Here is a 25,093-nt window from a genome sequence, read left to right as displayed (position 1 = left end):
GGCGCGGCGGAGCACACGAAGCAGCTGGGCCGCGGAGATGACATGGCGCAAGGCCAAGGAGAGACGATTTGCTATACGCCGGCGATCATGGCGGCGCTATGTCCTTTATGGCAAAGCTGCTTTGACGAGAGGTAAAGGCAGATCACGATTCCTTGCACTCGTCCGCTCTTCGTGAAGGTCTTCATCTCCCGGCTTGCGCGGCATGCATCCCAGCCCTACCTATGAGTGATGACCTCCGCCCTGCAGACAAACCGGCCCAGTGCGGCCTTTCCGTTCGACAACAGCTATGTCGGCTTGCCCCAGCACTTCTTTGCGCCGCAGGCGCCGACGCCGGTGGCGGAGCCCTGGCTGATCAAGCTGAACGAGCCGCTCGCCGCCGAGCTCGGGCTTGACGTCGAGGCCCTGCGCCGCGACGGTGCGGCGATCTTTTCCGGCAATCTCCTGCCCGAAGGGGCCGAACCGCTGGCCATGGCCTATGCCGGGCATCAGTTCGGCGGCTTCTCGCCGCAGCTCGGCGACGGGCGGGCGATCCTTCTCGGCGAGGTGATCGACCGCAACGGCAAGCGCTATGACATCCAGCTGAAGGGTGCGGGCCCGACGCCTTTTTCGCGTCGCGGCGACGGCCGGGCGGCAATCGGGCCGGTGCTCAGGGAATATATCATCAGCGAGGCGATGTTTGCGCTCGGCATTCCCGCCACGCGGGCGCTGGCGGCGGTGACGACAGGCGAGCCGGTCTATCGCGAAGAGGTGCTGCCGGGCGCGGTCTTCACCCGCGTCGCAGCCAGCCATATCCGTGTCGGCACCTTCCAGTATTTCGCGGCCAGGGGCGACACCGACGGCGTGCGGGCGCTGGCCGACTATGTGATCGACCGGCATTATCCGGCGCTGAAAGAGGCCGAGAACCCCTATCTCGCGCTTTTCGATGCGGTCTCCGAGCGCCAGGCGGCGTTGATTGCCCGCTGGCTGCATGTCGGATTTATCCATGGCGTGATGAACACCGACAATATGACCGTCTCCGGCGAGACGATCGATTTCGGCCCCTGCGCCTTCATGGATACCTATGACCCGGCGATCGTCTTCTCGTCGATCGACCAGCACGGGCGTTATGCCTATGCCAACCAGCCGGGCATCGGCCAATGGAACCTCGCAAGGCTCGGCGAGACATTGCTGTCGCTGATCGACGCCAATCCCGACAGCGCCGTCGACAAGGCGAATGTGGTGATCAAGAATTATGGCGAACGGTTCCAGGCGCATTGGCTGGCCGGCATGCGAGAGAAGATCGGCCTTGCCGGGCAAGAGGATGGCGATCTCGAACTGGTGCAGGCACTGCTGTCGCTGATGCAGACGCAGGCCGCCGATTTCACCCTGACCTTCCGGCGGCTGTCGGATCTTGCCGGCGATGACGCGGCAGAGCCGGGTTTTGCGGCGAGTTTCCGCGAACCGGAGGCCTGCGGCGCCTGGCTTGCGCAGTGGCGCGAGCGGCTGTCGCGCGAACCGCAGACGGCCACCGAGCGCGCCATTGCCATGCGTAGCGTCAATCCGGCCTTCATTCCACGCAATCACCGGGTCGAGCAGGCGATCGAGGCCGCGGTCGAGAACGGCGATTTCTCGCTGTTCGAGGCGCTGCTGACCGTGCTTTCAAAACCCTATGAGGATCAGCCGGGCTTTGCCGCCTATCGGGCACCGCCGAAGCCGGATGAACGGGTGCTCGCGACCTTCTGCGGGACGTAACAGGCGTCGTCATCTCCTCACAACCAGCACCAAGCCCAGTTCAGGGTATCCAAAACGTGACGACAGCCTGCGGCAATTGTGGCCGTTGAAAGGCATCTCCTTCGCGCTATCTGGCTGATCGGCGGGACTTTTCCGCCGATCCCTCACCCCGGCGAACCTCAGCGGGAGATACAGCCTTATGGCGATCGTCATCACCTCCATCTTCTTCATCATCATCGGGCTGGCCCTCGGCGGCGGCGGGCTGTGGCTCGTCACGCTCGGCGGCAGCGTCTTTTATCTGTTCGCCGGGCTGATGTTCCTGATCACCGCCGGGCTGCTGCTGATGCGCAAGGCGGTGGCGCTCTGGGTCTATGCGGTGCTGGTCATCGCCGCACTCGGCTGGGCGGTGTGGGAGGTCGGCTTCGACTGGTGGCAGCTGGGTCCGCGCGGCGGCATGATCATCCTGCTCGGGCTCTGGCTGCTGACGCCCTGGATCCGCCGGCCGCTCGGCCTGCGCAGCCCGACCGGCTTCACTTACGGCGCCAATCCCTGGCCGCTCGCCATACCTGTCATCCTCGCCATTCTCGTCGCCCTCTATTCGATGACCACAGATCCGCATGATCTCGCCGGCGATCTGCCGACCGATAAGGTCGCCGCCAGCCCCGCCTTCGGCGGCAGCGTGCCGGACGGCGAATGGCATCAATACGGCCGCACGCCCTTCGGCCAGCGCTATTCGCCGCTCGACCAGATAACCGCCGAAAACGTCTCCACCCTCAAGGAGGTATGGCGATACCAGACCGGCGACGTCAAGCGGCCGGAGGATGTCGGCGAGACCACCTATCAGGTGACGCCGCTCAAGGTGAAGGACACGCTCTATCTCTGCACGCCGCATAATTGGGCGATCGCGCTCAACGCCAAGACCGGCAAGGAGAAATGGAAGTACGACGCCAACTCCGGCATGAACCCCGACCGGCAGCATCAGACCTGCCGCGGGGTCACCTATTATGCCGATCCAACCGTTGCCGCCGGCCAGCCCTGCGCCGAGCGCGTCTACCTGCCGACCTCGGACGCCCGGCTGATCGCGCTCGATGCGGCGGACGGGAAGATCTGCACCAGCTTTGCCGATCAGGGCGTGCTGCATCTGGAAGCCGGCATGCGCTACAACCCGGCCGGTTATTATTATTCCACCTCGCCGCCGGTCGCGGTGGCCGGCAAGATCATCATCGGCGGGGCGGTGAACGACAACTACTCGACGCAGGAGCAGTCCGGCGTCATCCGCGCCTTCGACATCAATACCGGCGCGCTCATCTGGAACTGGGATTCCGGCAATCCCGACGTGACGACGCCGATCACCGAAGGGCAGACCTATACCACCAATTCGCCGAACAGCTGGTCGGTCTTCAGCGTCGACGAGGCGCTCGGCATGGTCTACCTCCCGCTCGGCAACCAGGTGCCTGATCAGCTCGGCATCAACCGCAGCGACAATGTCGAGAAATTCTCCTCCTCGATCGTCGCGCTCGATATCGCCACCGGCCAGCTGCGCTGGGTGCGCCAGACCGTGCACCACGATCTCTGGGACATGGACGTGCCGGCACAGCCCGTTCTGATCGACCTGACGAAGCAGGACGGCACGACCGTTCCCGCGCTCGTCGGCCCGACCAAGCAGGGCGATATCTATGTGCTCGACCGGCGGACCGGCGAACCGATCATTCCGGTCAAGGAAATCCCGGCGCCGGGCGGCGCTGTTGCCGGCGATCATACCTCGCCGACCCAGCCGATCTCCGATCTCACCTTCTCGCCCGAGCCGCTTCAGGAAAAGGACATGTGGGGCGTGTCGCTGTTCGACCAGCTCGCCTGCCGCATCGACTTCCACCGTTATCGCTACGAGGGCCGCTACACCCCGCCTTCGCTCGTCGGCACGATCGTCTATCCCGGCAATTTCGGCACCTTCAACTGGGGCTCGGTGGCCGTGGATCCGGAGCGGCAGATCATGTTCGGCATGCCGACCTATCTCGCCTTCACCTCGCGCCTGGTGCAGGCGGCCGACATTCCGCCGAGGGGCCAGGACGAGAAGGGCAGCGAACAGGGACTCAACCGCAATGACGGCGCGCCCTACGGCGTCTTCATGGGTCCCTTCCTCGGGCTGCTCAAAATCCCCTGCCAGGCGCCGCCCTGGGGCTATGTCGCCGGCGTCGACCTGCGCACTGGCAAGATCGCCTATATGCACAAGAACGGCACCGTGCACGACATGACGCCCTTACCCCTGCCCTTCAAGGTGGGCGTGCCGGGCATCGGCGGGCCGATACTGACCAAGGGCGGCGTCGCCTTCCTAGGGGCTGCGGTCGACAACTATCTGCGCGCTTACGACGTGACGAGTGGGCGGCAGCTCTGGCAGGGACGGCTTCCCGCCGGCGGCCAGGCGACGCCGATGACCTATATGGCTGATGACAACAAACAATATATCGTCATGGTCGCCGGCGGCCACGGCTCGGTCGGCACGAAGCCCGGCGATTACGTGATCGCCTATACGCTGCCTTGATGGGGAAGCTACGCCTCGAACCACATTCCAGTCGATTGAGCACGACAATCGTGAGATGTAAACTGTGAACCGTGCAAGTGCAAAAACGACATGACCGAGGCGTTGACTCGCAGGCTCGCGTAGCTAAATCGCTAGTTCCGGTCAAATGCCAAAGGCATTGACAGGCCTTCACTCAGGAGCATCAAGTGATGAAACCGTTCCTATTCGTTGCCTTGCGGTCGTTTTTGATAAGTTTGACAATCATTGGAGGGCAGCGACTGTGGGAAGTCATCTTCAACACCTCTGGGTTTAAATATTCGTTGCGCTCTTTTTCGATGCTGTTTGCAATAGGCTTTGTGTTATCCCTTTTATTCGAAATATATCAAGAACGTCACTAAGTAATTGATGAAGTTGGCGCGACACAACTTGCATGAACCTGTGCGGGGTATTGATCGATGATCAATGGGTCACGGCTCATTTGGCGGAGAAATCCTACACCCGCCGCCGCATATCTAATGATTCACACCATCTCGACGATCATGCGGCCGACTTCGGCGAAGACCGGGTTGAGTTCCGTCACCGGTGCGGTCGCCTCGGCGATATAGACGGCAGCGACGATCGGGCCGCGATCCGGCGGCCAGATGACGGCGATATCGCCGAGAGAGCCGTTCGGGCCGGTGCCGGTCTTGTCGCCGACCTTCCAATCCTGGGGCAGACCGGCCCGCAGCCGTTCCTTGCCTGTGGTGCTGGCCACCAGCCAGGCGATCAGCCGGTCGCAGGAAGCCTCGGCAAGCACCGAGCCGAGCGTCAGGTTGCCGAGCGTGTCGAGCATCGCCTCCGGGGTCGTCGTGTCGCGTGGATCGCCCTTCCTGCCCTCGTTCAGCGTCGGTTCGGTGCGGTCGAGACGCGTGGTGCCATCGCCGATCGAGCGCAGCCAATCGGTCAGTCCTGCCGGCCCGCCAAAACTTTCGAGCAGCAGGTTGCCGGCGGTATTGTCGCTGACGGTCACCGCCGCCTCGCAGAGTTCAGCAACGGTCATGCCGTCGGTGCCCGCATGTTTTTCGCTGAGCGGCGAATAGTCGACGAGTTTGTCCTTGCCATAAGTCACCCGTCGGTCGAGCTTCTCCTCGCCCTTGTCGACACGGGCCAGCACGAAACCTGCTGCCAGCGCCTTGAAGGTGCTACACATCGGAAAGGCCTCGCTGCCGCGATAGCCGAAGGAGATGCTCGTTTCAGTGTCGAGCACCGAAACGCCGAGACGGCCGCCGGTGCGTTTTTCGAGCGCAGCAAGGCGGTGCTGGATGTCGTCGTCGCCCTTCTCGGTATTCTCCTCCTTGGTCCCCTCCTCGGCATTGGCGGGAAGCACCAGCGCGGGCAGGCCCATCGCAGGCAGGCAAAGGGCCGAGCCGAGCAGCATGCGGCGGGTCAAACTGAGATCCATGAAATCCTCCGGCGGGTGGGAGGACAGAGCTAAGGAGCGATTGCGGCGACTTGTCGTCAACGCGGCGACTTCTTCGCCCGCCGAGCGACCTCTATCGTCCGCACTGGTCACGCGGCGCGGGTGACCTCGACCGTCACATGGGACAATTCCTCCAGGCCCGAAAGCCTGCCCTTGTAGAAGGCCGGGTCGCGCGGCTGCGAGGTGAGGACGGCGACGATCGCGGCATGATGGCCGGGACCGACCTGCCAGACATGCAGATCGGTGATCCGATCGTCCTCCGTCTCGATGGCGCCGCGGATTTCGGCCGGCAGCGTCTCGCCTTCGGGGACGACGTCGAGAAGGACGCCGCCGGAGGATTTCATCAGGCTCCATGACCAGTTGGCGATGACTAGCCCGCCGACGATGCCCATCAGCGGATCGAGCCACAGCCAGCCGTAAAGGCTGCCGAGCGTCAGCGCCGCGATGGCGAGCACGGAGGTCAGGGCATCGGCGATGACGTGCAGGTAGGCGGCGCGGATATTGTTGTCGCCAGTCTTTGTGTGGTGGGCATGATCGCCATGTCCATGGCGCCCGTGATCGCCATGTCCATGGCGCCCGTGATCGCCATGTCCATGGCGCCCGTGATCGCCGTGAGCGTGATGATGGTGGCCGTGGTGCGCATGCTGGCCATGCGCGTGCGAATGATGGCCATGCCCGGCATGGCCGCCGCCGGCGAGCAGCCAGGCGCTGGCGAGGTTGACGGCAAGGCCGATGACCGCGACGGCAATCGCCTGGGCAAAACCGATCGGCACGGGGTTAGAAAGGCGCAGCAGGCTTTCGCAGGCCATCAGCAGGGCAATCAGGGCAAGGACGATGGCGCTGGCAAAGCCGGCGAGATCGCCGAGCTTGCCGGTGCCGAAGGTGAAGCGCGGATTGCGCGCCTGCCGACGGGCGAAGAGATAGGCGAGCGCCGAAATCAGCAGCGCACTGGCATGGGTTGACATGTGCCAGCCGTCGGCAACAAGGGCCATGGAGCCGTAGACGGTGCCGGCGGCGATTTCCGCCACCATCATCACCGCCGTCAGCGCGATCACCAGCCAGATGCGCCGCTCATTGCGCGTGTGATCGGCGCCGAGGAAGACATGGTCGTGTTCCAGGGCGTCCATTCCAGCCTTGTCGATTCCGGCACGCATTACAGCTCCTTCTTCACGGCATTCAGCGAATATAGATTCTCAAGACTTCCGATATTTCCTCGACCGCCTCGGCCCTCGCCGCATCATTGGCGGCATTCAGCACATGTTCGCGCAAGTGGTCGTCGAGCACCTCGCCGGTCAACCCGGTCAGCGCGCCACGGATCGAGGCGAGCAGCTGCAGGATCTCGCCGCAAGGGCGCTCAGCCTCGAGCGCACGCTCGACCGCCTCCATCTGCCCTTTCAGGCGGCTGATGCGGGCGACGAGCTTCTTTTTCTGCAGGGTGGTGTGGGACATGGTGGGTTCTCATATAGCATAGGGGGGTATAGTATCAAGCGGAAAGCCAGAGCTCAATGCCGATGATGTCGTTCAGCACCGCTCCTTCTCGCGACATTCGATGCGATCATGGCCGCGCGAGCCCCTCACAGCATTTTCTAATGAAAGCGAATGCGCGGCTTAATCCGCCATTGACAAGGGCCGCGTTTCCGACGATCTATGGCCCATGATCAAAAACGCGCACCAGAGCCGCTCGTATTTTTGGCTGTACCTGTAAAGGGCGGCCGGACAAGATCATATTGTCAACAAGCCGCCGTCAGGCGGCTTTGTTGTATCGGCAGCGTCCTGACGGCAGAATATCAAAGGACGCGAAGACCATGACCGAAATCGAAGACAGCGAAATTTCACTGATGCGCCCATCGGTGGTAACGATCCGCGCCGCCAAGCCGCGCGACCTGCCCGAGCTCAACGAGATGATCGCCCTGCTCGCCGCCCATCATGGCGATGCGGCTGCGACAACGCCGGAGCAACTGGAGCGCGACCTCTTCGGTCCGCTGCCCTGGATCCATGCGCTCGTGGCCGAGACCGGCGAAGGCCTGATCGGATACGCCATTCTCGTGCCGCTCTACAGGGCGCAGGAAGGCAAGCGCGGCATGGACCTGCACCATCTGTTCGTGCGCGACGGCCATCGCGGTCACGGCACCGGCCAGTTGCTCGTCGACCGGGCGCGCGAAACCGCCCGCAAAGCCGGCTGCGGCTACCTCTCCGTCAGTGCTGCGACCGGAAACGTGCTGGCGCACCGCTTCTACGAACAGCTGGATTTCACCCCGCGTCCGGTAACCGGCATGCGCTACATGCAGTCGATCGCCTGAAGCGCGTCGGGCATGGTGCGAGCGGTGTTGCGATAACGGGATGCATTAACAAAAAGCCCTAAAGCGCGACGAACGAATCTGAAAGATTGCGACGCGCTTCAAGGCTGGCAGGCACGAGGCGCCCGCCGGGTTTATGCAGGAACCGGTTTCAGCCTACCGACAATTATCGAATTGCATGAGGAGCTTTCATGCCAGATTTCAAGCTACATTGTTTTGCTCTCTCGGGGAACTGTTACAAGGTCGCGCTCTTCTTCGCACTTGCCGGCATCGAGTGGGAGAGCACTTTCGTTGACTATCTGGGCGGCGAAACGCGCACCGAAGAATGGCGAAAGACCATAAACGAGCAGGGCGAAGCCCCTGTGCTTGAACATGGGCAAACGAAGATCAGCCAATCGGGGATCATCCTTGACTATTTGTCGGAGGTGACTGGGCACTTCGGGGCGCAGACAGCCGAAGAACGACGAGACATCATGCGTTGGATTCTTTTCGATAACCACAAATTCACGAGCTATTACGCGACGTTGAGGTTCATGTATGGCCTGCAGAAGTGCGGCGAGACGCCAGTCGTCGAGTTTTTAAGACTGAGGGCTAAAGCTGCCTACGCAATCGTCGACGAACATCTGGCGCGTCGGGCCTTCGTGGTCGGCGACCGGCTGACGATCGCAGACCTCTCTTTGGCGGGCTACGTCTTCATGCCGGAGGAAACCGGGATCGATCACAGCGCCTTTCCGGCTATCGCAGCCTGGAAAGATCGGATCAGAAACATGGCTGGCTGGCGCCATCCCTATGATCTCATGCCGGGTCCCACCTCCCTGTAGACAGAGCATCGGATCTTCCGAAGGCGCCAAGCAACCAAGTGAACGCGCGAAAGCCCTCGCCCGGTTGGCACCGTTATTTCCACTGCGTCCCGTCAGCGGCGGCGCAGCCGTATGGCGGCAGGGAACCGGCAAAGGTGATTTTCAGCTTGGCGCAGCCCCAGCTGTTGATCGGGCCGGGCATGGCATTGTTGAGCGTGATGCCGATTTCATCATAGGGGCTGTCGGTGTTGGTGATATAGCGATACCAGCGGAAACCGGTGAAAATCACGACCGCAAGTGCGATCGTCAGCAGCAGGCGAAGCAATCTTTTCATGATATGTCCTTGAAATACAAACGTCGCCGTTTAGCACCGACATATCGAAGCGGAAAGCGCTGCCGCCGCCGGGCAAAGCGATATCCCGTAGAAAGATATTATCAACTGCAGGCCGCAGTGACTTCGCCCCACCACTAACGCCCCGGCACGGCCTTCAGATAGGCGGCGATTGCCTCACGGTCGGCGGCCGGGAGATGGGCGATGTTCTGCTGCACATCGACCATCGAGCCGCCGACGGAATCGAAATCGGGCGTGAAGCCGGTTTCGAGATAGCTGGCGATATCGGCCTCGCTCCAGCCGCCGATGCTCTTGGAGGCCGGCGTGATATCGGGTATGCGGCCCTTGCCTTCCGGATTGGGAGCGCCGGCAAGCCATTGATCCGCCGTAAAGCCGCCGAGCGCATCGCGCGGCGTATGGCATTCGCCGCAATGACCGGGACCTTCGACGAGATATTGCCCGCGCTTGATCTTGTCGTCGCTCTTTGCCAGCGCCACGCGCGGCTGGTCGTTGAAATAGAGGAATTTCCAGCCGCCGAGCGCAAGCCGGATATTGAAGGGGAACGGCAGCTCATGCGGCGGCGCGACGTTTGCGCTCTTCGGCAGGGTTTTCAGGAAGGCGTAGAGATCGTTGACGTCCTTGTCGCTCATCCGGGAATAGGAGGCATAGGGAAAGGATGGGTAGAGATGCTGACCGCCCGGGCCGACGCCGCGCTTCATGGCATTGCCGAACTCGGCAAGCGTCCAGCCGCCGATACCGGCCTTTTCATCGGGTGAGATGTTCGGCACGTGGAAGGTTCCGAAAGGGCTCTTCAGCGCCAGGCCGCCTGACAGTGTCAGCTTGGCATCACCTTCGGAACCGGGTGCGGCATGACAGCTGACGCAGCCGCCCGCCCAGAAGACCATCTCACCGTTTGCCGTATCTGGCGCGCCGAGATTGGCCCAATGGCTTTCCGGCAGCGGATCGGGTGCGGTGACGAGATAGAAGGCGCCTCCGCCGAGGACGGCGACGCCGATCAGACAGAGCAATAACCGGATGAACCTGCGGACCATGCGCCGCCTCCCCTTTTGCCGAGATTTCCGCGTCGATCGATCCCCCGATCGATCTGCGCAGGCGGAGAATAAGGCGATCCGCGCCGGCGACAAGGCCGGCGCGGATCCTGTATCCAGATGAAATGGCCTATCGCTCACTTGCTGAGGCGATAGGCCTTGTGACAGCCGCCGCAATTGGCGCCGAGCGTGTTCATCGTGGCGCCGACGGCCGCAGGATCGGCCGGAAGCTGAGCCAGCGCGGTTTCAGCGTCGCTGGAGAGCTTGGCGGCGCGCGCCTTGAAGTCGTCCATGTTTTCCCAGATTTTCGGGCTCGCGCCTTCGTCATTCGTGTCCGTGCCCGGCTTGAACTGGTCGGGGAAGACCTTGGCAGTTGCGGCGATCGTCGTCAGCGCCGCCTTCACTGCCTCGGCGTCATAGGGCTTGGTGCCCTTGGCGATGGCTGCCAAGGCCCCGGCCGAACCGCCGATCTGCTTCATCAACGCAACGCGCGAATCATGAGTGCCGTCGGCGGCGGTCACCGAACCGGCGGCCATGCCGGCCATCGCCAGGGCCGCAGCTACTGCTTTCCAATTCATATTCCTCTCCATTTCTCCTCGGCCAGGGTGGCCGAAGGCCAATCTGCACCGGGAGCATGCCAAAATCCATGCGTCCGGGCAGTCACGTTTTGCCGGATCATCATAAAAACAATGTGATAGGCCGCAGCGGCTCAAGCGCTTTTCCACCCCTGCCAGAGGCTGAAGGCGGAGACCGCAACCAGCAGCAGTCCGGCGAAGCGGCCGACAAAGGCCGTGACGTCAGGGTTGGCGACGAGCAGGTCGCGGCTGCGGCCGGCCGTCATCGCCAGTGTGCCGTAGATGGCGAACTGGGTGACGACAGTCATGACGCCCATGATCAGCCCCTGTATCCAGAGCGGACCATATTCCGGTCTCAGGAACTGCGGGTAGACGGCAAACATGAAGATATAGGCCTTCGGGTTGACCAGACAGGTGACGGCCCCCTGGCGGAAGGCGCGCCAGCCGGAGCGCGCCGTTCCCGGCCCGACCGCCTCGACGGTGATCGAGCTGCGGATCAGCGAAATCCCGATCCAGATCATGTAGGCCACGCCGGCAAAGAGCAGCACGTTGAAAAGCTGGGGCAGCATGGTGACGAGCACGCCGACGCCGGCCGCGCCATAGGCCGAATGTACCGCACCCCCGGCCATGATGCCGCCGGTTGCCGCCAGCCCACGCCTGACGCCGCCGGTCAGCGAATTGGCGAGCACGAAGAGCATGTCCATGCCCGGCACGATGATGATGCCGAACAGAAGGGTGAAGAAAAGCCAGAGGTTTTCATGGTAGTTCATGTCAGTTACCGCCTTGAATTTCTGCGGGCCGTTTTCAAAGACCCTGATTGATTTCAATCTGATAGGCGGCTCTATACGGGAACCCAACTGACAGTGTACTGTCAGGAGCGTGGCGGATGGGAGAGGTTAAATGCGCAAGGCCTCGCGGCTTTTCGAGATCATTCAGATCCTCCGGCTGGCAAGAAAGCCGATAACGGCGGCTGACATGGCCGAGACGCTCGAAGTGACCGTGCGCTCGATCTATCGCGACATCGCCGCACTCCAGGCGATGCGGGTGCCGATCGAAGGCGGGCGCGGCATCGGCTACATCATGCGACCGGGCTTCGACCTGCCGCCCTTAATGTTCTCGATCGAGGAGATGGAGGCGATCGTGCTGTCGCTGGCGCTGCTCGACCGGACGGCGGACGAGGAACTGAAACAGGCGGCGCGCCGGGTCAACCGGAAGATTTCAGGCGCGGTGCCCGCCCCGCTGCGCCAGGCGATGGACAACAAGGCGCTCTATGCCTGGGGCTCGATCGCGCAGCCGGCCGGCTTGGACCTGGCGATCGTGCGCCGGGCGATCCGCGACGAACGCAAGCTGATGCTCGGCTACCGCGACGAACTCGGCCGCGCCAGCGAAAGGACGATCCGGCCGGTCGCACTGATCTATTATTCGCAGACCGCCAATATCGTCGCCTGGTGCGAACTGCGCCAGGCGATCCGCAATTTCCGCAGTGACCGGGTGGAGCACTGCGAGGAGGCCGATGGCTTCTTCAAGGGTGAAGGCGATGGACTGCGGGAATTGTGGACGAGCGGCTGGACGGAGAAGGCTGTTCCTGCCTGAGGCGCGGCGTTTGAGGTACGAGCAGGCGTCAGTGTCACCTAACATTCCGGCCATGAGGTTGGCGAGACCAGCCCCTCATCCGCCTGCCGGCACCTCTGCTTGGATCGAGCCACGTGTCTCGACCCATCCTCCGGCCCCCCGCAGGCGGGGCGAAGGGGATATGCCGCGACCTCTCCGTCCCCGCCAGCCTCTCGCATGGCACGTCCCCTCGCCCCGTTTTTAAGGGGGTCCGAAGGACGGGGCGAGACGAGTGGCTCGACCCCGGTAAGGTTATAGGGTGAGGGGCAGCTGCTCGCGTGAATCAAACAGTAGCGAGCAACCTAATAAGCCAGCGTGCGGCTCTCTTCCCGGCCGAAGCCGCGGATTTCGAGGCGGTCGGGATGGACCTCGACGATCGCGAAAGCGTTTTTGGTCTCGGTGTCGACCACGCCCTTGAAATTGACGAAGTGGCAGGCGCCGGCCATGCCGTAATTGCCGACATGGTCGTGGCCGTTGAGATAGGCAATGACATTGCTGCGTGAGGCGAGCAGCGCGACGATGCGTTCGCTGTCCCACATGCCATGCTCGCTCGGCGGATGCACCGGATAGTGATTCATGACGATTACCTTCTCGCCGGCCGCGGCCGCTTTTGCGATTTCATCGCCGAGCCAGGCAAACTGCTCGTCGCTCAGCGCGGCATTCCAGCGATGGGCATTCGCCGCGCCCTTGGCCTGCAGCTCCGCCAGCATCTCGGCGGCCAACGCGCGATGAGGATGGCCTTCGGGCGGCGCGAAGATACTGACCTCGTTGCCGTCGAGCACGATGAAGCGCCAGCCGTGGCGCAAGAAGCTGTGATAGGGCGACGGCATGCCGAGACGCGCGGCAACTTCGGAGAGATGCCCCGCCGAAACCGAGAAATCATGATTGCCGAGCAGGAAGAGCGCCTCATGCCGGAGCTTCCGATAGACCGGCAGGATATCGTCGAAGCTTGAAAAGCTGCGGTCGATGACATCGCCGAGCGTCATGACGAAGCTCAGTTCCTCACCGTTGAATGTCTCGATCGCCTCGGCGACCTTGGCGAGGCTGTTGGCATAGTGGCGATCCATGGCCATATGCGGCGCGATCGCCGCATATTGCGGATCGGCGATGATGCCGAAGCGGAACAGGGGAGAATCGGAAGACGACATGGGGGCGTGATTAGGAGCGGTCGGTGACAGGGATGTGACGGCTTTGTGTGAAAACAAAACACCCGGCGCCTGAGACGCCGGGTGCTGAATTCTAAGAGGCGGGCGACATCGCCACCATGGCGGCGAGTCCGGTGCCGCTTACTTCGTGGCTTCTTCGTAGCGTTCCAGGACGTAGTCCCAGTTGATCAGGCTATCGACGAAAGCTTCGAGATATTTCGGGCGGGCGTTGCGATAGTCGATGTAGTAGGAATGCTCCCAGACGTCGACGCCGAGGATCGGGGTGGCGCCGTGAACCAGCGGATTTTCGCCGTTCGGGGTCTTGGAGATCTCGAGCTTGCCGTTCTTGACGGAAACCCAGGCCCAGCCGGAGCCGAACTGGGTGGCGCCGGCATTGGCGAAATCGGCCTTGAACTTGTCGTAGCCGCCGAGATCGGAGGTGAAGGCCGCTTCGAGCTTGCCCGGCAGCTTGTTGCCGCCGCCGCCCTTCTTCATCCACTTCCAGAAATGGATGTGGTTGTAGTGCTGGGCCGCGTTGTTGAAGAGGCCGGCATTGGTGCCGAAAGACTTCTTGACGACGTCTTCGAGCGAGAGATCCGAAAGACCGGCTTCGGCGGCGAGCTTGTTGCCGTTGTCGACATAGGCCTTGTGGTGCTTGTCGTGGTGGAACTCCAGCGTTTCCTTCGACATGAAGGGAGCAAGCGCTTCGTAATCATAGGGAAGTTCAGGCAATTCGAAAGCCATGTCAGATCTCCTCTTGGCAATAGATTGCGTCATCGGCAGGTGTGGCGGAACATAGGAGGGGAAAGGGGGAGAGGCAACCGGCGAAATATCAAAAAACGACCGGCCGGAGGAAAATTTGCCTCAGTTACGGGGCTTTAGTCGCGCGGGCAAATCGCCCGGGTTGCGCGCCGCGAAAACCGCTTCGCCTGTGACGGAGATCAACGGAGACCGATATGAACAGGAATATAATCCAGCTTCTCGCTGCCGCCGTGCTACTTTCGCTCCCAGCTGCGGCGCATGCCTCCTCCGACGATGCCTGGAAGCAGCTTGCTGCCGACGTCGAAGTCAAATGCAAGAAGGCAGCGGTCACGATCGAAAAGCCCAGCGCCACTGTCGATCCCTTCGGCAGCTCGCATTACGGGCTCGCCCTGGTGACGGGCAAACCGAAGGGTGCCAAGGGGCTGATTGTCCAGATCTGCGTCTACGACAAGCAGAAGAAGACCGTCGAGATCGGCAGCGAGCTAGATGCCAAACAGCTCGGGCTGATGCCGGCAAAATAGTCTGCTGCGGGTGATCCACCATGGCAATTTGTGACCTGCGTCACATTCCTGGGGAACCGAAGGCTACCCTTGGGAGTTGAAAGGCTGGGCTTTCGAGCGGATCAGCTTTTTCATGGAAGCGCGCAACCGCTCCAAATCTTTTGTTTTAAGCAATTCCGAACGCAAAACCGCTGTGCACTTTTGCTGGACTTGCTGGGGAGGTGTCGGCATGTCAGAGCTTCGCAACCGGGCGGACGATCAGCAGAAAATCTATCAGCGCTGGGCGCCGGTCTATGACCGGGTCTATCGCGGCATCCTGCGCGATGGCCACCGCAAGCTGGCGGCGCTGGCCGCCGCGGCCGGCACCGATATTCTGGAGATCGGCGTCGGCACCGGCCTGACGCTCGGGCACTACCCGCGCCGCTGCCGGGTGACCGGCATCGACATTTCCGAACATATGATCGCGCGGGCGCGCGAAAAGGCGAAACGCGAAAATCTGCAGCATGTACAGGCGCTCGATGTGATGGATGCGCATGCGCTGAGCTATGCCGACCGGTCTTTCGATGCGGTCTGCCTGCCCTTCGTCATCACGCTCATCCCCGAGCCCGAACGTGCGCTTGACGAATGCGCAAGGGTGCTGCGGCCGGGCGGCGAGATCATCCTTGCCAGCAAGCTTGGCGACGGCGCCGGCCTGCAGGGCGCGATCGAGACGGCGGTGGCGCCGCTGGTGCGTCATATCGGCTGGTCCTCCGCCTTCCGTATCCACCGCATCATCGCCTGGGCCGAGCGCCGCGGCGATTTTGACGCTGCCGAAATCCTGCCGGTCTTTCCGAACGGTTTCTTCAAGATCATCCGGCTGAAACCGCGCGAACCTAACGCGTGAGAGTATTGGCCGCCTGAGACCGGAACTTTTTTCCCCGCGTCGTTTGTTCTGATACTACCGTTCGCCTGAGGGGACCGCATGACATCGGATTTTTTCTTCTTCATCGTCGTGGGCTTCTGCGCGCAGGTCGTCGATGGCGCGCTCGGCATGGCCTTCGGCGTGCTGTCGACGACGAGCCTTCTCGCCTTCGGGGTACCGGTGGCCAATGCCAGCGCGATGACGCATGTGGCGGAAATGTTCACGACCGCCGCCTCGGGCCTCTCACATGCCTATCATCGCAATGTCGACTGGCGCCTGGTGGCGCGGCTCGCCCCGGCCGGCATGCTCGGCGGTGCGATGGGGGCCTATCTGCTTGCCAATGTCGACGGCAAGGCGATCGAGCCTTTCGTGTCGGCCTATCTGATCGTGATCGGGCTGGTGATTCTCTACAAAGCCTTCCGGCCGCCGCCGAAGCGGGATGTTCGCGACTGGATCGTGCCGCCGGTCGGGCTTTTCGGTGGCCTGCTCGATGCGATCGGCGGCGGCGGATGGGGGCCGATCGTCACCAGTTCGCTCGTCAGCCGCGGCCATGACCTGAAGCGGGTGATCGGCTCGACCAACTTCACCGAATTCGCAGTGACGCTGACGATTTCCCTGACCTTCGTCCTGACGCTCGGCTGGTCGGAGCTCGATTCGGCGATCGGCCTGATCATCGGCGGTGTCATCGCTGCCCCCTTCGGCGCGATCCTGGTCAAGAGGCTGCCGGTGCGGCCGTTGATGGTGGCTGTCTCGATGATCATCATCGGCACGTCGGCGATGCGGATCCTGTAAAAGGGGTTACAGATTCCGGCCGAAATAGACATCCACGGAGGGAAAGCTCTCGATGGTACGGAAACTGCCACCGTCCAATTTTTCGGCGCGGTAGCGGACAACCGCCTCGTCGCCGTCAATCGCCAGGAATTCGATGTGAAAGTCGCGGAAGACCGGCTCCTTCGGCCAGCAGCGCTCGAAATACGTCGCTCGGTCGATGTGGTCGTCGCGCGGACTGGAGAAGGTGAAATCCTCCGTCAAGATGGCGCCGACCATATCCTTGCGGTCGTCGAGATAGGCGGCGTAGAGATGGCGGACGGTCTGTTCTCGGGATGTGCGCATGTCGCTCATGGCAATCTCCTCGGCGTGACTGATTGCATCATGCAATCAGTCACGTTCTAACACTTTTGCCGGAACGGGTCCAGCTTACGGCGATAATTTCCCAAAGACAGGCCACCGATGCGCAAACGCCGTCTTGAAGGACGGGCGACAAGGCGGTTATATCAGCGCGTGCCCGCCCTGGAACGACGAGCGCATGCTCCGCCAGGCCCGTGCGCTCGACCTCGAAAAGCTCGATCTCAGGACAGTTTTACCCGCGTCGATCTCCTCGCCGCGGCAAGGGGTACATCGTTTCATCGGGCGGGCGGAACTTCGCCGCGCGATCAATGCCGAGGCCGAAAGAATGACCGATACGCAATTGGAAGCTGCCAGCGCCAGGCCGGGCTCGATCTACTGGAAGCGCAACCTGGTGATCTCGCTGATCGGCTCCTTCACCACGATCGTGGCGATGACGCTGCTGCTTCCCTTTCTGCCGCTCTATGTCGAGGAACTCGGCGTCAGCGACCATGCGGCGATCGTGCAATGGTCGGGCATCGCCTATGGCGCCACCTTCTTTGCCGCCGCCCTCGTCGCGCCGCTCTGGGGGCGGCTCGGCGATATCTATGGCCGCAAGCTGATGCTGGTGCGCGCCAGTTTCGGCATGACGGTGGCGATCGCGCTGATGGGCATGGCCGGCAATGTCTGGCAGTTGGTGGCGCTGCGCCTCTTCGTCGGGCTTGCCGGCGGGTACTCCTCCGGCTCTATGGTGCTGGTGGCGACGCAGACGCCGAAGGACCGTTCGGCCTGGGCGCTCGGCGTGCTCTCCTCCGGCATCATGGCCGGCAATCTCGTCGGGCCGCTGCTCGGCGGGGCGCTCCCGCCGATCATCGGCATCCGCGGCACGTTTCTCGCCGCCGGCGGCATGATCTTCCTCGCCTTTCTCGCCACGGCCCTGCTGATCAAGGAGGAGAAATCGCCGGCCCGCAAGCAGGCCGCCAAGGCCAGCGGCGGCTGGAAATCCATTGCCGACAAGCGGCCTGTCGTCGCCATGCTGGCAACCGGCATGCTGTTGATGTTTGCCAATATGTCGATCGAGCCGATCATCACCGTCTATGTCGCGCAGCTGGTGGCCGTAGAAGCCCAGGTGACGATCGTATCGGGCGTCGTCATGTCGGCCGCCGCCCTCGGCAGCATTCTCTCGGCCTCGTGGCTCGGCAAGCTTGCAGACAGGATCGGCCATTGGCCGGTGATTTCAGGCGCCCTCGCCGTCGCCGGGCTGCTGTTGATCCCACAGGCCTTCGTCACCAGCTCCTGGCAGTTGATCATCCTGCGTTTTCTGATGGGCGCAGCACTTGGCGGGCTTCTGCCCTGCATCGCCGCCGTCATCCGCCACAGCGTGCCGGACAGTGCGGCCGGCAGCATTCTCGGGCTTTCCATCTCCTCGCAATATGTCGGCCAAGTCGCCGGTCCCATCCTTGGCGGCTTCGTCGGCGGCCATATCGGCATGCGGGCGGTTTTCCTCGGCACCTCCGTGCTGCTTGTCGCCGGCGCTGCCTATGCCTGGGTCGTGCGGCCGCGGGATCGGCAGACATCCGGCTAAGGCGCGCTCCCGCAGATCATCTCGATGCCTGACCGGGCGATCGCTTCCAGCGTCTCGCGGCTGTCGCCGGCGCGGGCGCGGACGGCGAGCGAATGCATGACGGCGGAGGCGAGCCTTGCAAGCATCTGCGGATCGGCGCTTCGGGGAAGCTCGCCCCTTTCCACGGCAAGGCGCATGCGCTTTTCGATCTCGTCGTCGAAATCGTTGAGGCTGCGGCCGAGCACTTCGCGGACCCGCTCATGCTGGACCGCTTCGGCCGATGCCGTGCCGATCAGCAGGCAGCCGCGGGCGGCGGTTTCACCGTGCAGATAGATCGCCAGCGCACCCGCATAGACGCGGGCGATATTGTCGCGAAGCGGCAGTGACGGGTCGAGCGCCTCAATCAGCACGTCCATGCCGTCCTGCCGATACCCCTCCAGCGTATCGAGATAGAGATCCTCCTTGTCACCGAAGGCGCCGTAGAGGCTCGGGCGGTTGAGGTTGGTCGCAGCGCTCAGATTGTCGAGCGAGGCGGCGGCAAAACCCCTGTCCCAGAACACATCCCGCGCCTTGCCAAGCGCCGCCTTGGGGTCGAAGCCCCTCGGGCGGCCGCGCTTCTTCTCGTCCTTCATATTTTGTACCGTTTCGCATTAAATTCTTGACGAAGTTTATTTTATGCGAAACAGTACAAATGTGCAATGCTATCGCGGGCGGCATCACCTGCCTCCCCAAAGAGAGGAAACCGCAATGAAACTCTATATGCACGCCGCGGCCTGTTCGCTTTCGCCGCACATCATCTGCCGGGAGCTGGGGCTCGATATCGAACTCGTCCAGGTCGACCGGCAGACCCATCGGACGAGCAACGGCGAGGATTATCTAGCCATCAACGGCAACGGCTATGTGCCGGCGCTGATGCTCGACGATGGCAAGGTGTTGACCGAGGGGCCGGCGATCGTACAGTTCCTCGCCGACAGCGTGCCCGAAGGAGCAGCCCTGTTGCCTGAGGTCGGCAACATCCGCCGCAACGAGGTGCAATCCTATCTCAACTTCATCACTGCCGAGCTGCACAAGCCGATGGTGTTGCTCTTCAATCCGATTTATTCCAGCGTTCACGAGGAGATCCGCGCGCTGATATCGAAGCGACTCGCCTGGCTGAACGGCCGTCTTGCCGGACCCTATCTCACCGGCGATGCGTTTACGGTGGCGGATGCCTATCTCTTCGTCTGCCTGAACTGGTCGCCTTGGACCAACATCGATCTCAAGCAATGGCCGGCACTGCACGGCTTCATGGCCCGCGTGGCGGCTCGACCGAAGGTGCGCGAGGCGCTGCAGGCCGAAGATCTCGAGGCCTTCGATGCCGACGGCGTCTATTTTGCGCCACACGCCTATCTCGCCTCATCAGGACGGACCGGCTCGCCGGTCAGGCCGTAAACACGAGGTCGGCCACACCGCGACTCCGAGGGGTATCAGACGGCGTTGACGGCGACCGGCAGGGCACGCTTGTGGCCGGTGGCACGATAGGCGGCGAGGATGCGGCGGCGGGCGATCTCGCCGACCGGCCTGCCTTCGAGGAAATCGTCGATCTCGTCATAGCTGACGCCATAGGCTTCTTCATCGGGGCGCAATGGGCGCTCGCTCTCGAGATCGGCCGTCGGCACCTTGAACACCAGCTCGTCCGGGGCGCCGAGGCGCTTTGCCAGCAGACGGACGCGGCGCTTGTTGAGGCCGGCGAGCGGCAGGATATCGGCGGCGCCATCGCCGAACTTCGTGAAGAAGCCCATGACCGCCTCGGCCGCGTGATCGGTGCCGATGACGAGGCCACCAAGGGCGCCGGCCAGGGCGAATTGGGCGATCATCCGCTGACGGGCCTTGATGTTGCCGAGGATGAAATCCTGCCGGCCGGCATCGGCGAAGGCGAGGCCGCCATTTAGCGCGGCGGCAAGCATCGCATCGGCCGGCTCCTTGATGTTGACCACCATCGAGCGGTCGGCGCCGATCGTTTCCAGCGCCCTCACCGCATCGGCCTCATCTGCCTGGACGCCGTAGGGCAGGCGCACGGCGATGAATTCGGCGGTGTGGCCGCTGTCCCGCAGCTCGCGCACCGCCTTCTGAGCCAGCAGCGCCGCCGTCAGCGAATCGACGCCGCCGCTGATGCCGAGGACGTAGCCGCGCATGCCCGAGGCGACGAGATAATCCTTGAGGAACGCGGTCCGCCGTTCGATCTCGTGCTCAGGGTCGATGTCGGCGGCAACACCCAGTTCGCGGATGATCTCGCCTTGTTCGTCGAACAGCACCGTCATAAGCCTCTCCTCCCACTTACGGAATTTCGGCGCCACTATGGCGAAAAGATGGGGGAGGACGAAACCGTTTCGGGCAGAGCTGCCATGCATTTTATGCAAGTGGGGCGTTGGGGCGCAGTATCTCCGGGCTGGGTTCGCACCTACCGCACGATCGTGAACAGCTCCACCGGATCCGCAAAACCCTTCAGCCTGTGCGCCCCGGCGGACACCACATCCCCTGCCCCGGCCTCCTGACGGAACGGTGCCGACATCAGCAAGGCCTCTCCCAACTCGCTGCAGGCGGTCTGGATGCGGCTGACAAGATTGACGTCGCCGCCGATCAGGGTGAAGTCGAGGCGACGGCCGGAGCCGACATTGCCGTAGCTGACCTCGCCGTAATGCAGGGCAATGCCGGCCTTCACGCCGATGCCCTCATATTGAAAATGGTCGATCTCCTCGAGGATGGCGCGGGCCGATGCCAGGGCGGCGCCGCAGGAATGGGCGGCATCGTAACCCGGGAAGAAGGCAAGCACGCCATCGCCCATGAACTTCAGCACCTCGCCGCCTTCTCGGGTGATGGCCGGCACGATCCTGTCGAAATAGGCATTGAGCAGGCCGAGCACGGTGCTGCCGGGCAGACGGTTCGACAGTTCGGTAAAGCCTCTGAGATCGCAGAGCAGCAGTGCCGCCTCCATCGATTCGATCTCGTCGCGGCGGATGCGGCCGGCCAGGATGCGGCTTGCCGTCAGCGGGCCGATATAGGTATCGAGCAGGCTGAGTTCGACCTGGCGCAGAATGCGCAGCTCGCTGGTGTTGCGCAGCGCCGGCAGGATGCGCTCGATCACCTGACGCTCCGGGGCGGTGAAGCCGCCAGGCCGCCTGGTGCCGAAGACGGCGGCGCTGACCGGGCCGTCGACGTTGCAGAGCGGCGCGATGACGAGCTGCATCAGGCCGCGATCGGCGAAGACATCGATATGCTGCCAGCGGCCATGCACGCTTTCGCCGGTATCGACGACCAGCGGCTCCCGGGTCTCCATGACCTTGCGCAGCGGCGTATTGGCGATGGCGACGCGGGCGCCGTGTTCCCGGTCGTGGATCTCGACCGGCTCGCCCGGCGCCCAGGCGATGGTGCGGCCGATGAACTCGGGATGCAGCGTCATCAGATGCAGGGTCAACCGGTCGATAGGCAGGCCGAGCGCCTGGAGCCTGCGGCCGAGGCCGGAGACGAGGCCCGCTTCGTCGAGCGCGTGGCATTCATCGCCGGAAAGCCATTCGATGATCGACAGAAGTGCGGCGGCGCTGACGGCATGGCCGGCGGTCTTCGTTTGCAGCCTGTCGGTATCGGGAACGTAGATCGCTGATGTCATGGCTTTCTCCTCCTTAAGGGAAGGCGGAGCGCTAGTGAGCGCCGCCGCCGGAGAGTTGACCGGGTTTTCTGAGAAGCAGGCTTGCCAGCAGGGCGACGACGAGCGCGACGCCGAGCAGGAAGAAGGTGTCGCTGAAGGCCATGATATTGGCCTGCTTGCGTATCTTGAGTGCGATGGCGACGACGGCCTTGTGGCCGGCGAGCGCCTGATCGCTGACCCCATGGCTCATGAAGTAGCCGGTCAGCCCCGCGATGCGATCGCGGGTGGCCTCCTCGAAGACCGAGACCGAATTGGTCAGGATGTTCGAGTGGAACTGTTCGCGCTTCGACAGGAAGGTCTGCAGCGAGGCGATGCCGACGGCACCGCCGAGATTGCGCATCATGTTGAAGAGTGCCGACGCCGAACCGGCATTCTCCTGCTCGATGCCTGCTGTGGCGATTGCCGAAAGCGGCGTGAAGACCAGCGCCTGGCCAATGGCGCGGACGATGTTCGGCCAGAAGAGCTGGTCGCTCGCATAATCGCCGGTCATGTGCACGTTCATGAAGTTCGAGGCGGCGAAGAGAGCAAAGCCGACGACGATCAGCAGGCGCACATCGAAGCGCTTCATCAGGCGCGGCACCAGCGGGATCAGCAGCAGTTGTGGGATGCCCGTCCAGGCGAGAACCATGCCGATCTGCTCGGAATTATAGCCCTGGATGCGGGTCAGATAGATCGGCAGCACGAAGACCGAGCCGTAAAGCGCAATGCCGAGCAGGAAATTGGCGACGATGCCGAAACCGAAATTGCGGCGGACCAGCAGGCGGAGGTTCAGCAGCGGAGTGGCGGTCTTCAGCTCGATGATCAGGAACAGCGTCAGCGAGACGGCGGCGATAACCGACAGGCGGACTATGAAATCGGAGCCGAACCAGTCTTCCTTGTTGCCCTCTTCCAGCACGGTCTGCAGGGCTGCGAGGCCGATCGCCATGGTGATGATACCAGGCCAGTCACCCTTGGCGAGCAGCTTCAGGTTCATCGGCGCACGGTCGAGCGAGGCCCAGAGCAGGCCGACCATCAGCGCGCCGGGCACCAGGTTGACGTAGAAGATATGTTCCCAGCCCCAGTTCTCGGTGAGGTAACCGCCGATCGTCGGGCCGATCGCCGGCGCAAAGGTGGCCGACAGGGCAAAGAGCGCAAGACCGATCGGCTGCTTGGCCTTGGGCAGCAGCGTGATGATGATGGTGAAGGCCATCGGGATCAGCACGCCGCCGGAAAAGCCCTGTATGGCGCGCAGGATAATCATCTGCTGCAAATTGGCCGCGAAGGCGCAGGCGACGGAGAAGACGAGGAAGAGGATGGCGTTGGTGAGCAGATAGTTGCGGACCGAGAAGACGCGCGCCAGCCAGGCGCTCAAGGGGATGACGACGATTTCGGCGATCAGATAGGACGTCGAGATCCAGCCGCCGTCATCGGTGCCGGCGCCGATCGCGCCCTGGATATCGGCGAGCGAGGCATTGACGATCTGGATGTTGAGGACGGCCATGAAGGCGCCGAGTGTCGAGCCGACAACGGCTGCCCACATGCGAAGCGGGCTCATGGCGGCAGGCGCCACGGGCGCTGCGGCGGCGGGGCGCGCAAGCGCATTGCCGTTTGCGGCGATCTGAAGAGTGGCCATGGCTTATCTCCTTCCAGCTCTCGCGGGAAACTTTCTCATGACGGGGTTCGGGTGATCATTCGGCAGAGAAGAGAAGGATCAACCTTCGTGGCTGGACAATCCTTCTTCCGCTGCCCCGGAGACCTGGCCAGCCCTGGCTTGGGCAGGCTTGGTTTCGGCAGCTTGGGTCTGGGCAGCCTTGGTATCGATTTCGGGCTCGACCGACATGCCCGAACGCAACAGGCCGCTCAGAGGCTCATCGTCGATGACGATCTTGACCGGGATGCGCTGGACGATCTTGGTGAAGTTGCCGGTAGCATTATCCGGCGGCAGCAGCGAGAATTCCAGGCCGCTTGCCGGCGAAACGCTGTCGACATGCCCCTTGATCGAGATGTCGGGAAAGCTGTCGACCTTGATCTCGACCGGCTGGCCGGGGCTGATATAGGTCAGCTGCGTTTCCTTGAAATTGGCGACGACATAGACCGCATGCAGCGGCACGACCGCCATCAGTTGCGTGCCCGAATTGACATATTGGCCGACGCGGATCGAGCGGGCGCCAACCGTGCCGTCGACGGCGGCGACGATGTCCGTATAGGAGAGGTTGAGCTCCGCCTGCTGGGCGGCGGCGGCGGCGCGGTCGCGCTGGGCAACCGACTGTTCGCGCTGGGTTTGCAGCACCGGCACCTTGTTTTGAGCTGCAACGAGGGCTGCCCGGTCGCGCTCGACGGCGGCAGCGGCCTGTTCCCTGGCCGACTGGGTCTGCTCGGCACGGGACTGAGTGCCGGCGCCGTTGGTGATGAGGCGGGCCGAGCGGGCGGCGTCCGACACGGCAAAATCCAGCGAGGCCTGCGAGGCGTCGATCGTCGCCCTCGCCTGCTCGATCACCGACTGCTGCAAGGCGATCTGGGCATCGATATTGGCGATGGCGGCTTCGGCCGCCTTCACATCGGCTCTCGCCTGCGACAGGGCAGCCTGGAAGTCGCGGTCGTCGATGCGGGCGAGAACCTGACCGGCTTTGACCTGGTCATTGTCGCTGACCAGCACTTCCCTGATATAGCCGGCGACCTTCGGGGCGACAGTGGTGTAATCGGCCTTCACATAGGCATCATCGGTGGATTCGATGAAGCGGCCGACCGTCCAGTACCGGTAGCCGAAATCACCCGCGAAAGCGACGCCGGCAAGCAGCGCGGCGGCAAGCACGGCGCGCTTGACGATCCCTCGGCCAGTCTTTCCGGAAGCAGCCGCGACCGGTGCTTCGGCGGCCGGCATGGGCGGCGCCTCGGCAGTGGGCGTCCTGGCAGCTTCCTCGGCCAGGATCTGCTCGGCCTGCCTGGAAGTTTCGAAAACTTGCCTCTGGGGTAACTCGACCATCGTCATTCTCCTTCACCGTTGGCCTCCTCTGTGAGAGGCCATGTTCGATGCGAAGAAAAATGCGCCCTGACATTTATTTTGATAATCTGTTTAAATCGGGAAGGATCATCAACTCTCAGC

Annotated in this window: 25 protein-coding genes; 10 read left to right on the top strand and 15 right to left on the bottom strand. The window is 62.9% G+C overall.

Annotated elements, in window-relative coordinates:
• Positions 1–228 precede the first annotated feature (228 nt).
• Entirely contained in the window at positions 229–1,731 is a 1,503-nt protein-coding gene (locus NE851_RS16350; protein ID WP_048338340.1) for a protein adenylyltransferase SelO, read from the top strand.
• 178 nt (positions 1,732–1,909) lie between these two features.
• The gene (locus tag NE851_RS16345; RefSeq protein WP_254961582.1) at positions 1,910–4,249 is read left to right on the top strand and encodes a glucose/quinate/shikimate family membrane-bound PQQ-dependent dehydrogenase; all 2,340 of its coding nucleotides are present in this window, start codon (positions 1,910–1,912) and stop codon (positions 4,247–4,249) included.
• A gap of 499 nt (positions 4,250–4,748) precedes the next feature.
• On the opposite strand, the gene bla is transcribed toward NE851_RS16345, so the two are convergent.
• From bla to dmeR, 3 genes are all read right to left on the bottom strand, one after another.
• Positions 4,749–5,669: a class A beta-lactamase gene (gene bla, locus NE851_RS16340; protein WP_183909311.1), complete on the bottom strand. Its 921-nt coding sequence runs from the start codon at positions 5,667–5,669 to the stop codon at positions 4,749–4,751.
• 107 nt (positions 5,670–5,776) lie between these two features.
• On the bottom strand, positions 5,777–6,841 hold the full coding sequence (gene dmeF / locus NE851_RS16335) for a CDF family Co(II)/Ni(II) efflux transporter DmeF (RefSeq protein ID WP_254961578.1): 1,065 nt from the start codon (positions 6,839–6,841) through the stop codon (positions 5,777–5,779).
• A 22-nt stretch (positions 6,842–6,863) separates the two neighbouring features.
• The gene (gene dmeR / locus NE851_RS16330; protein WP_025570150.1) at positions 6,864–7,136 is read right to left on the bottom strand and encodes a Ni(II)/Co(II)-sensing transcriptional repressor DmeR; all 273 of its coding nucleotides are present in this window, start codon (positions 7,134–7,136) and stop codon (positions 6,864–6,866) included.
• Positions 7,137–7,492: 356 nt separating this feature from the next.
• Between dmeR and NE851_RS16325 the strand changes: the two genes are divergently transcribed.
• Together NE851_RS16325 and NE851_RS16320 are read left to right on the top strand one after the other, a co-directional pair.
• Positions 7,493–7,987: a GNAT family N-acetyltransferase gene (locus NE851_RS16325; protein WP_254961567.1), complete on the top strand. Its 495-nt coding sequence runs from the start codon at positions 7,493–7,495 to the stop codon at positions 7,985–7,987.
• 188 nt (positions 7,988–8,175) lie between these two features.
• Positions 8,176–8,805: a glutathione S-transferase family protein gene (locus NE851_RS16320; RefSeq protein WP_025570145.1), complete on the top strand. Its 630-nt coding sequence runs from the start codon at positions 8,176–8,178 to the stop codon at positions 8,803–8,805.
• 73 nt (positions 8,806–8,878) lie between these two features.
• On the opposite strand, the gene NE851_RS16315 is transcribed toward NE851_RS16320, so the two are convergent.
• The 4 genes from NE851_RS16315 to NE851_RS16300 all read right to left on the bottom strand — a co-directional run bounded on the left by NE851_RS16315 (position 8,879) and on the right by NE851_RS16300 (position 11,509).
• Positions 8,879–9,118, bottom strand: coding sequence for a hypothetical protein (locus tag NE851_RS16315; RefSeq protein ID WP_047614263.1), 240 nt, complete (start codon positions 9,116–9,118; stop codon positions 8,879–8,881).
• A 134-nt stretch (positions 9,119–9,252) separates the two neighbouring features.
• Positions 9,253–10,167 carry a cytochrome c gene (locus NE851_RS16310; protein WP_047614262.1) on the bottom strand — a complete coding sequence of 305 codons (915 nt, stop codon included), beginning with the start codon at positions 10,165–10,167 and terminating at the stop codon, positions 9,253–9,255.
• Between the two features lie 134 nt (positions 10,168–10,301).
• Positions 10,302–10,742, bottom strand: a complete 441-nt coding sequence (locus tag NE851_RS16305) for a c-type cytochrome (RefSeq protein WP_025570139.1) — start codon at positions 10,740–10,742, stop codon at positions 10,302–10,304.
• 131 nt (positions 10,743–10,873) lie between these two features.
• Complete coding sequence (locus NE851_RS16300; RefSeq protein ID WP_183909303.1) at positions 10,874–11,509, bottom strand: LysE family translocator; 636 nt, start codon at positions 11,507–11,509, stop codon at positions 10,874–10,876.
• A gap of 130 nt (positions 11,510–11,639) precedes the next feature.
• On the opposite strand from NE851_RS16300, the gene NE851_RS16295 reads away from it, so the two are divergent.
• Positions 11,640–12,332: a helix-turn-helix transcriptional regulator gene (locus NE851_RS16295; protein WP_097542720.1), complete on the top strand. Its 693-nt coding sequence runs from the start codon at positions 11,640–11,642 to the stop codon at positions 12,330–12,332.
• 320 nt (positions 12,333–12,652) lie between these two features.
• Here the strand turns inward: NE851_RS16295 and NE851_RS16290 are convergent, their stop codons facing one another.
• Positions 12,653–13,498: a metallophosphoesterase gene (locus NE851_RS16290; RefSeq protein ID WP_025570133.1), complete on the bottom strand. Its 846-nt coding sequence runs from the start codon at positions 13,496–13,498 to the stop codon at positions 12,653–12,655.
• A gap of 138 nt (positions 13,499–13,636) precedes the next feature.
• Entirely contained in the window at positions 13,637–14,239 is a 603-nt protein-coding gene (locus NE851_RS16285) for a superoxide dismutase (protein WP_008528928.1), read from the bottom strand.
• Positions 14,240–14,451: 212 nt separating this feature from the next.
• Here NE851_RS16285 and NE851_RS16280 point away from each other — a divergent pair, with 212 nt between their 5' ends.
• The 3 genes from NE851_RS16280 to NE851_RS16270 all read left to right on the top strand — a co-directional run bounded on the left by NE851_RS16280 (position 14,452) and on the right by NE851_RS16270 (position 16,450).
• Complete coding sequence (locus NE851_RS16280; protein ID WP_025570130.1) at positions 14,452–14,778, top strand: hypothetical protein; 327 nt, start codon at positions 14,452–14,454, stop codon at positions 14,776–14,778.
• Positions 14,779–14,986: 208 nt separating this feature from the next.
• Complete coding sequence (locus tag NE851_RS16275; RefSeq protein WP_183909301.1) at positions 14,987–15,640, top strand: class I SAM-dependent methyltransferase; 654 nt, start codon at positions 14,987–14,989, stop codon at positions 15,638–15,640.
• 78 nt (positions 15,641–15,718) lie between these two features.
• Positions 15,719–16,450, top strand: coding sequence for a sulfite exporter TauE/SafE family protein (locus NE851_RS16270; RefSeq protein ID WP_025570126.1), 732 nt, complete (start codon positions 15,719–15,721; stop codon positions 16,448–16,450).
• A 6-nt stretch (positions 16,451–16,456) separates the two neighbouring features.
• Here the strand turns inward: NE851_RS16270 and NE851_RS16265 are convergent, their stop codons facing one another.
• Complete coding sequence (locus NE851_RS16265) at positions 16,457–16,780, bottom strand: nuclear transport factor 2 family protein (protein WP_254961549.1); 324 nt, start codon at positions 16,778–16,780, stop codon at positions 16,457–16,459.
• Positions 16,781–17,111: 331 nt separating this feature from the next.
• Here NE851_RS16265 and NE851_RS16260 point away from each other — a divergent pair, with 331 nt between their 5' ends.
• Positions 17,112–18,347, top strand: coding sequence for a multidrug efflux MFS transporter (locus tag NE851_RS16260; protein WP_254962435.1), 1,236 nt, complete (start codon positions 17,112–17,114; stop codon positions 18,345–18,347).
• Here the strand turns inward: NE851_RS16260 and NE851_RS16255 are convergent.
• Positions 18,344–18,958: a TetR/AcrR family transcriptional regulator gene (locus tag NE851_RS16255; RefSeq protein WP_047614252.1), complete on the bottom strand. Its 615-nt coding sequence runs from the start codon at positions 18,956–18,958 to the stop codon at positions 18,344–18,346. The two genes, NE851_RS16260 and NE851_RS16255, sit on opposite strands and share 4 nt — an antisense overlap.
• 115 nt (positions 18,959–19,073) lie before the next feature.
• On the opposite strand from NE851_RS16255, the gene gstA reads away from it, so the two are divergent.
• Complete coding sequence (gstA, locus tag NE851_RS16250) at positions 19,074–19,757, top strand: glutathione transferase GstA (protein WP_097542722.1); 684 nt, start codon at positions 19,074–19,076, stop codon at positions 19,755–19,757.
• Positions 19,758–19,792: 35 nt separating this feature from the next.
• Here gstA and nadE read toward each other — a convergent pair whose 3' ends face one another.
• The 4 genes from nadE to NE851_RS16230 form a co-directional block, all read right to left on the bottom strand.
• Positions 19,793–20,626 carry an NAD(+) synthase gene (nadE, locus tag NE851_RS16245; protein ID WP_047614250.1) on the bottom strand — a complete coding sequence of 278 codons (834 nt, stop codon included), beginning with the start codon at positions 20,624–20,626 and terminating at the stop codon, positions 19,793–19,795.
• A gap of 140 nt (positions 20,627–20,766) precedes the next feature.
• Positions 20,767–21,972 (bottom strand): adenylate/guanylate cyclase domain-containing protein, encoded by a 1,206-nt coding sequence (locus NE851_RS16240; RefSeq protein WP_254961535.1) that lies wholly within the window; start codon positions 21,970–21,972, stop codon positions 20,767–20,769.
• Between the two features lie 31 nt (positions 21,973–22,003).
• Entirely contained in the window at positions 22,004–23,623 is a 1,620-nt protein-coding gene (locus NE851_RS16235) for an MDR family MFS transporter (protein WP_184390598.1), read from the bottom strand.
• A gap of 78 nt (positions 23,624–23,701) precedes the next feature.
• Positions 23,702–24,973, bottom strand: coding sequence for an HlyD family secretion protein (locus NE851_RS16230; protein ID WP_254961533.1), 1,272 nt, complete (start codon positions 24,971–24,973; stop codon positions 23,702–23,704).
• Positions 24,974–25,093: the final 120 nt, after the last annotated feature.

Source organism: Rhizobium anhuiense bv. trifolii, assembly GCF_024346605.1.
Classification (GTDB): Bacteria; Pseudomonadota; Alphaproteobacteria; order Rhizobiales; family Rhizobiaceae; genus Rhizobium; species Rhizobium anhuiense.
The sequence above is the reverse complement of the archived record's forward strand: the minus strand, read 5'-3'. Positions and strand labels throughout refer to the sequence as shown.

Excerpts from the sequence above, each read along its gene's own strand:
- NE851_RS16280 (WP_025570130.1), top strand. The coding sequence starts at position 14,452 with ATGAACAGGAATATAATCCAGCTTCTCGCTGCCGCCGTGCTACTTTCG.
- nadE (WP_047614250.1), bottom strand. The coding sequence starts at position 20,626 with ATGACGGTGCTGTTCGACGAACAAGGCGAGATCATCCGCGAACTGGGT.
- NE851_RS16275 (WP_183909301.1), top strand. The coding sequence starts at position 14,987 with ATGTCAGAGCTTCGCAACCGGGCGGACGATCAGCAGAAAATCTATCAG.
- NE851_RS16350 (WP_048338340.1), top strand. The coding sequence starts at position 229 with ATGACCTCCGCCCTGCAGACAAACCGGCCCAGTGCGGCCTTTCCGTTC.
- NE851_RS16320 (WP_025570145.1), top strand. The coding sequence starts at position 8,176 with ATGCCAGATTTCAAGCTACATTGTTTTGCTCTCTCGGGGAACTGTTAC.
- NE851_RS16290 (WP_025570133.1), bottom strand. The coding sequence starts at position 13,498 with ATGTCGTCTTCCGATTCTCCCCTGTTCCGCTTCGGCATCATCGCCGAT.
- NE851_RS16345 (WP_254961582.1), top strand. The coding sequence starts at position 1,910 with ATGGCGATCGTCATCACCTCCATCTTCTTCATCATCATCGGGCTGGCC.
- NE851_RS16265 (WP_254961549.1), bottom strand. The coding sequence starts at position 16,780 with ATGAGCGACATGCGCACATCCCGAGAACAGACCGTCCGCCATCTCTAC.
- NE851_RS16300 (WP_183909303.1), bottom strand. The coding sequence starts at position 11,509 with ATGAACTACCATGAAAACCTCTGGCTTTTCTTCACCCTTCTGTTCGGC.
- NE851_RS16240 (WP_254961535.1), bottom strand. The coding sequence starts at position 21,972 with ATGACATCAGCGATCTACGTTCCCGATACCGACAGGCTGCAAACGAAG.
- gstA (WP_097542722.1), top strand. The coding sequence starts at position 19,074 with ATGAAACTCTATATGCACGCCGCGGCCTGTTCGCTTTCGCCGCACATC.
- NE851_RS16255 (WP_047614252.1), bottom strand. The coding sequence starts at position 18,958 with ATGAAGGACGAGAAGAAGCGCGGCCGCCCGAGGGGCTTCGACCCCAAG.
- NE851_RS16260 (WP_254962435.1), top strand. The coding sequence starts at position 17,112 with ATGACCGATACGCAATTGGAAGCTGCCAGCGCCAGGCCGGGCTCGATC.
- NE851_RS16310 (WP_047614262.1), bottom strand. The coding sequence starts at position 10,167 with ATGGTCCGCAGGTTCATCCGGTTATTGCTCTGTCTGATCGGCGTCGCC.
- NE851_RS16295 (WP_097542720.1), top strand. The coding sequence starts at position 11,640 with ATGCGCAAGGCCTCGCGGCTTTTCGAGATCATTCAGATCCTCCGGCTG.
- NE851_RS16315 (WP_047614263.1), bottom strand. The coding sequence starts at position 9,118 with ATGAAAAGATTGCTTCGCCTGCTGCTGACGATCGCACTTGCGGTCGTG.
- NE851_RS16235 (WP_184390598.1), bottom strand. The coding sequence starts at position 23,623 with ATGGCCACTCTTCAGATCGCCGCAAACGGCAATGCGCTTGCGCGCCCC.
- dmeR (WP_025570150.1), bottom strand. The coding sequence starts at position 7,136 with ATGTCCCACACCACCCTGCAGAAAAAGAAGCTCGTCGCCCGCATCAGC.
- NE851_RS16270 (WP_025570126.1), top strand. The coding sequence starts at position 15,719 with ATGACATCGGATTTTTTCTTCTTCATCGTCGTGGGCTTCTGCGCGCAG.
- bla (WP_183909311.1), bottom strand. The coding sequence starts at position 5,669 with ATGGATCTCAGTTTGACCCGCCGCATGCTGCTCGGCTCGGCCCTTTGC.
- dmeF (WP_254961578.1), bottom strand. The coding sequence starts at position 6,841 with ATGCGTGCCGGAATCGACAAGGCTGGAATGGACGCCCTGGAACACGAC.
- NE851_RS16230 (WP_254961533.1), bottom strand. The coding sequence starts at position 24,973 with ATGGTCGAGTTACCCCAGAGGCAAGTTTTCGAAACTTCCAGGCAGGCC.
- NE851_RS16285 (WP_008528928.1), bottom strand. The coding sequence starts at position 14,239 with ATGGCTTTCGAATTGCCTGAACTTCCCTATGATTACGAAGCGCTTGCT.
- NE851_RS16305 (WP_025570139.1), bottom strand. The coding sequence starts at position 10,742 with ATGAATTGGAAAGCAGTAGCTGCGGCCCTGGCGATGGCCGGCATGGCC.
- NE851_RS16325 (WP_254961567.1), top strand. The coding sequence starts at position 7,493 with ATGACCGAAATCGAAGACAGCGAAATTTCACTGATGCGCCCATCGGTG.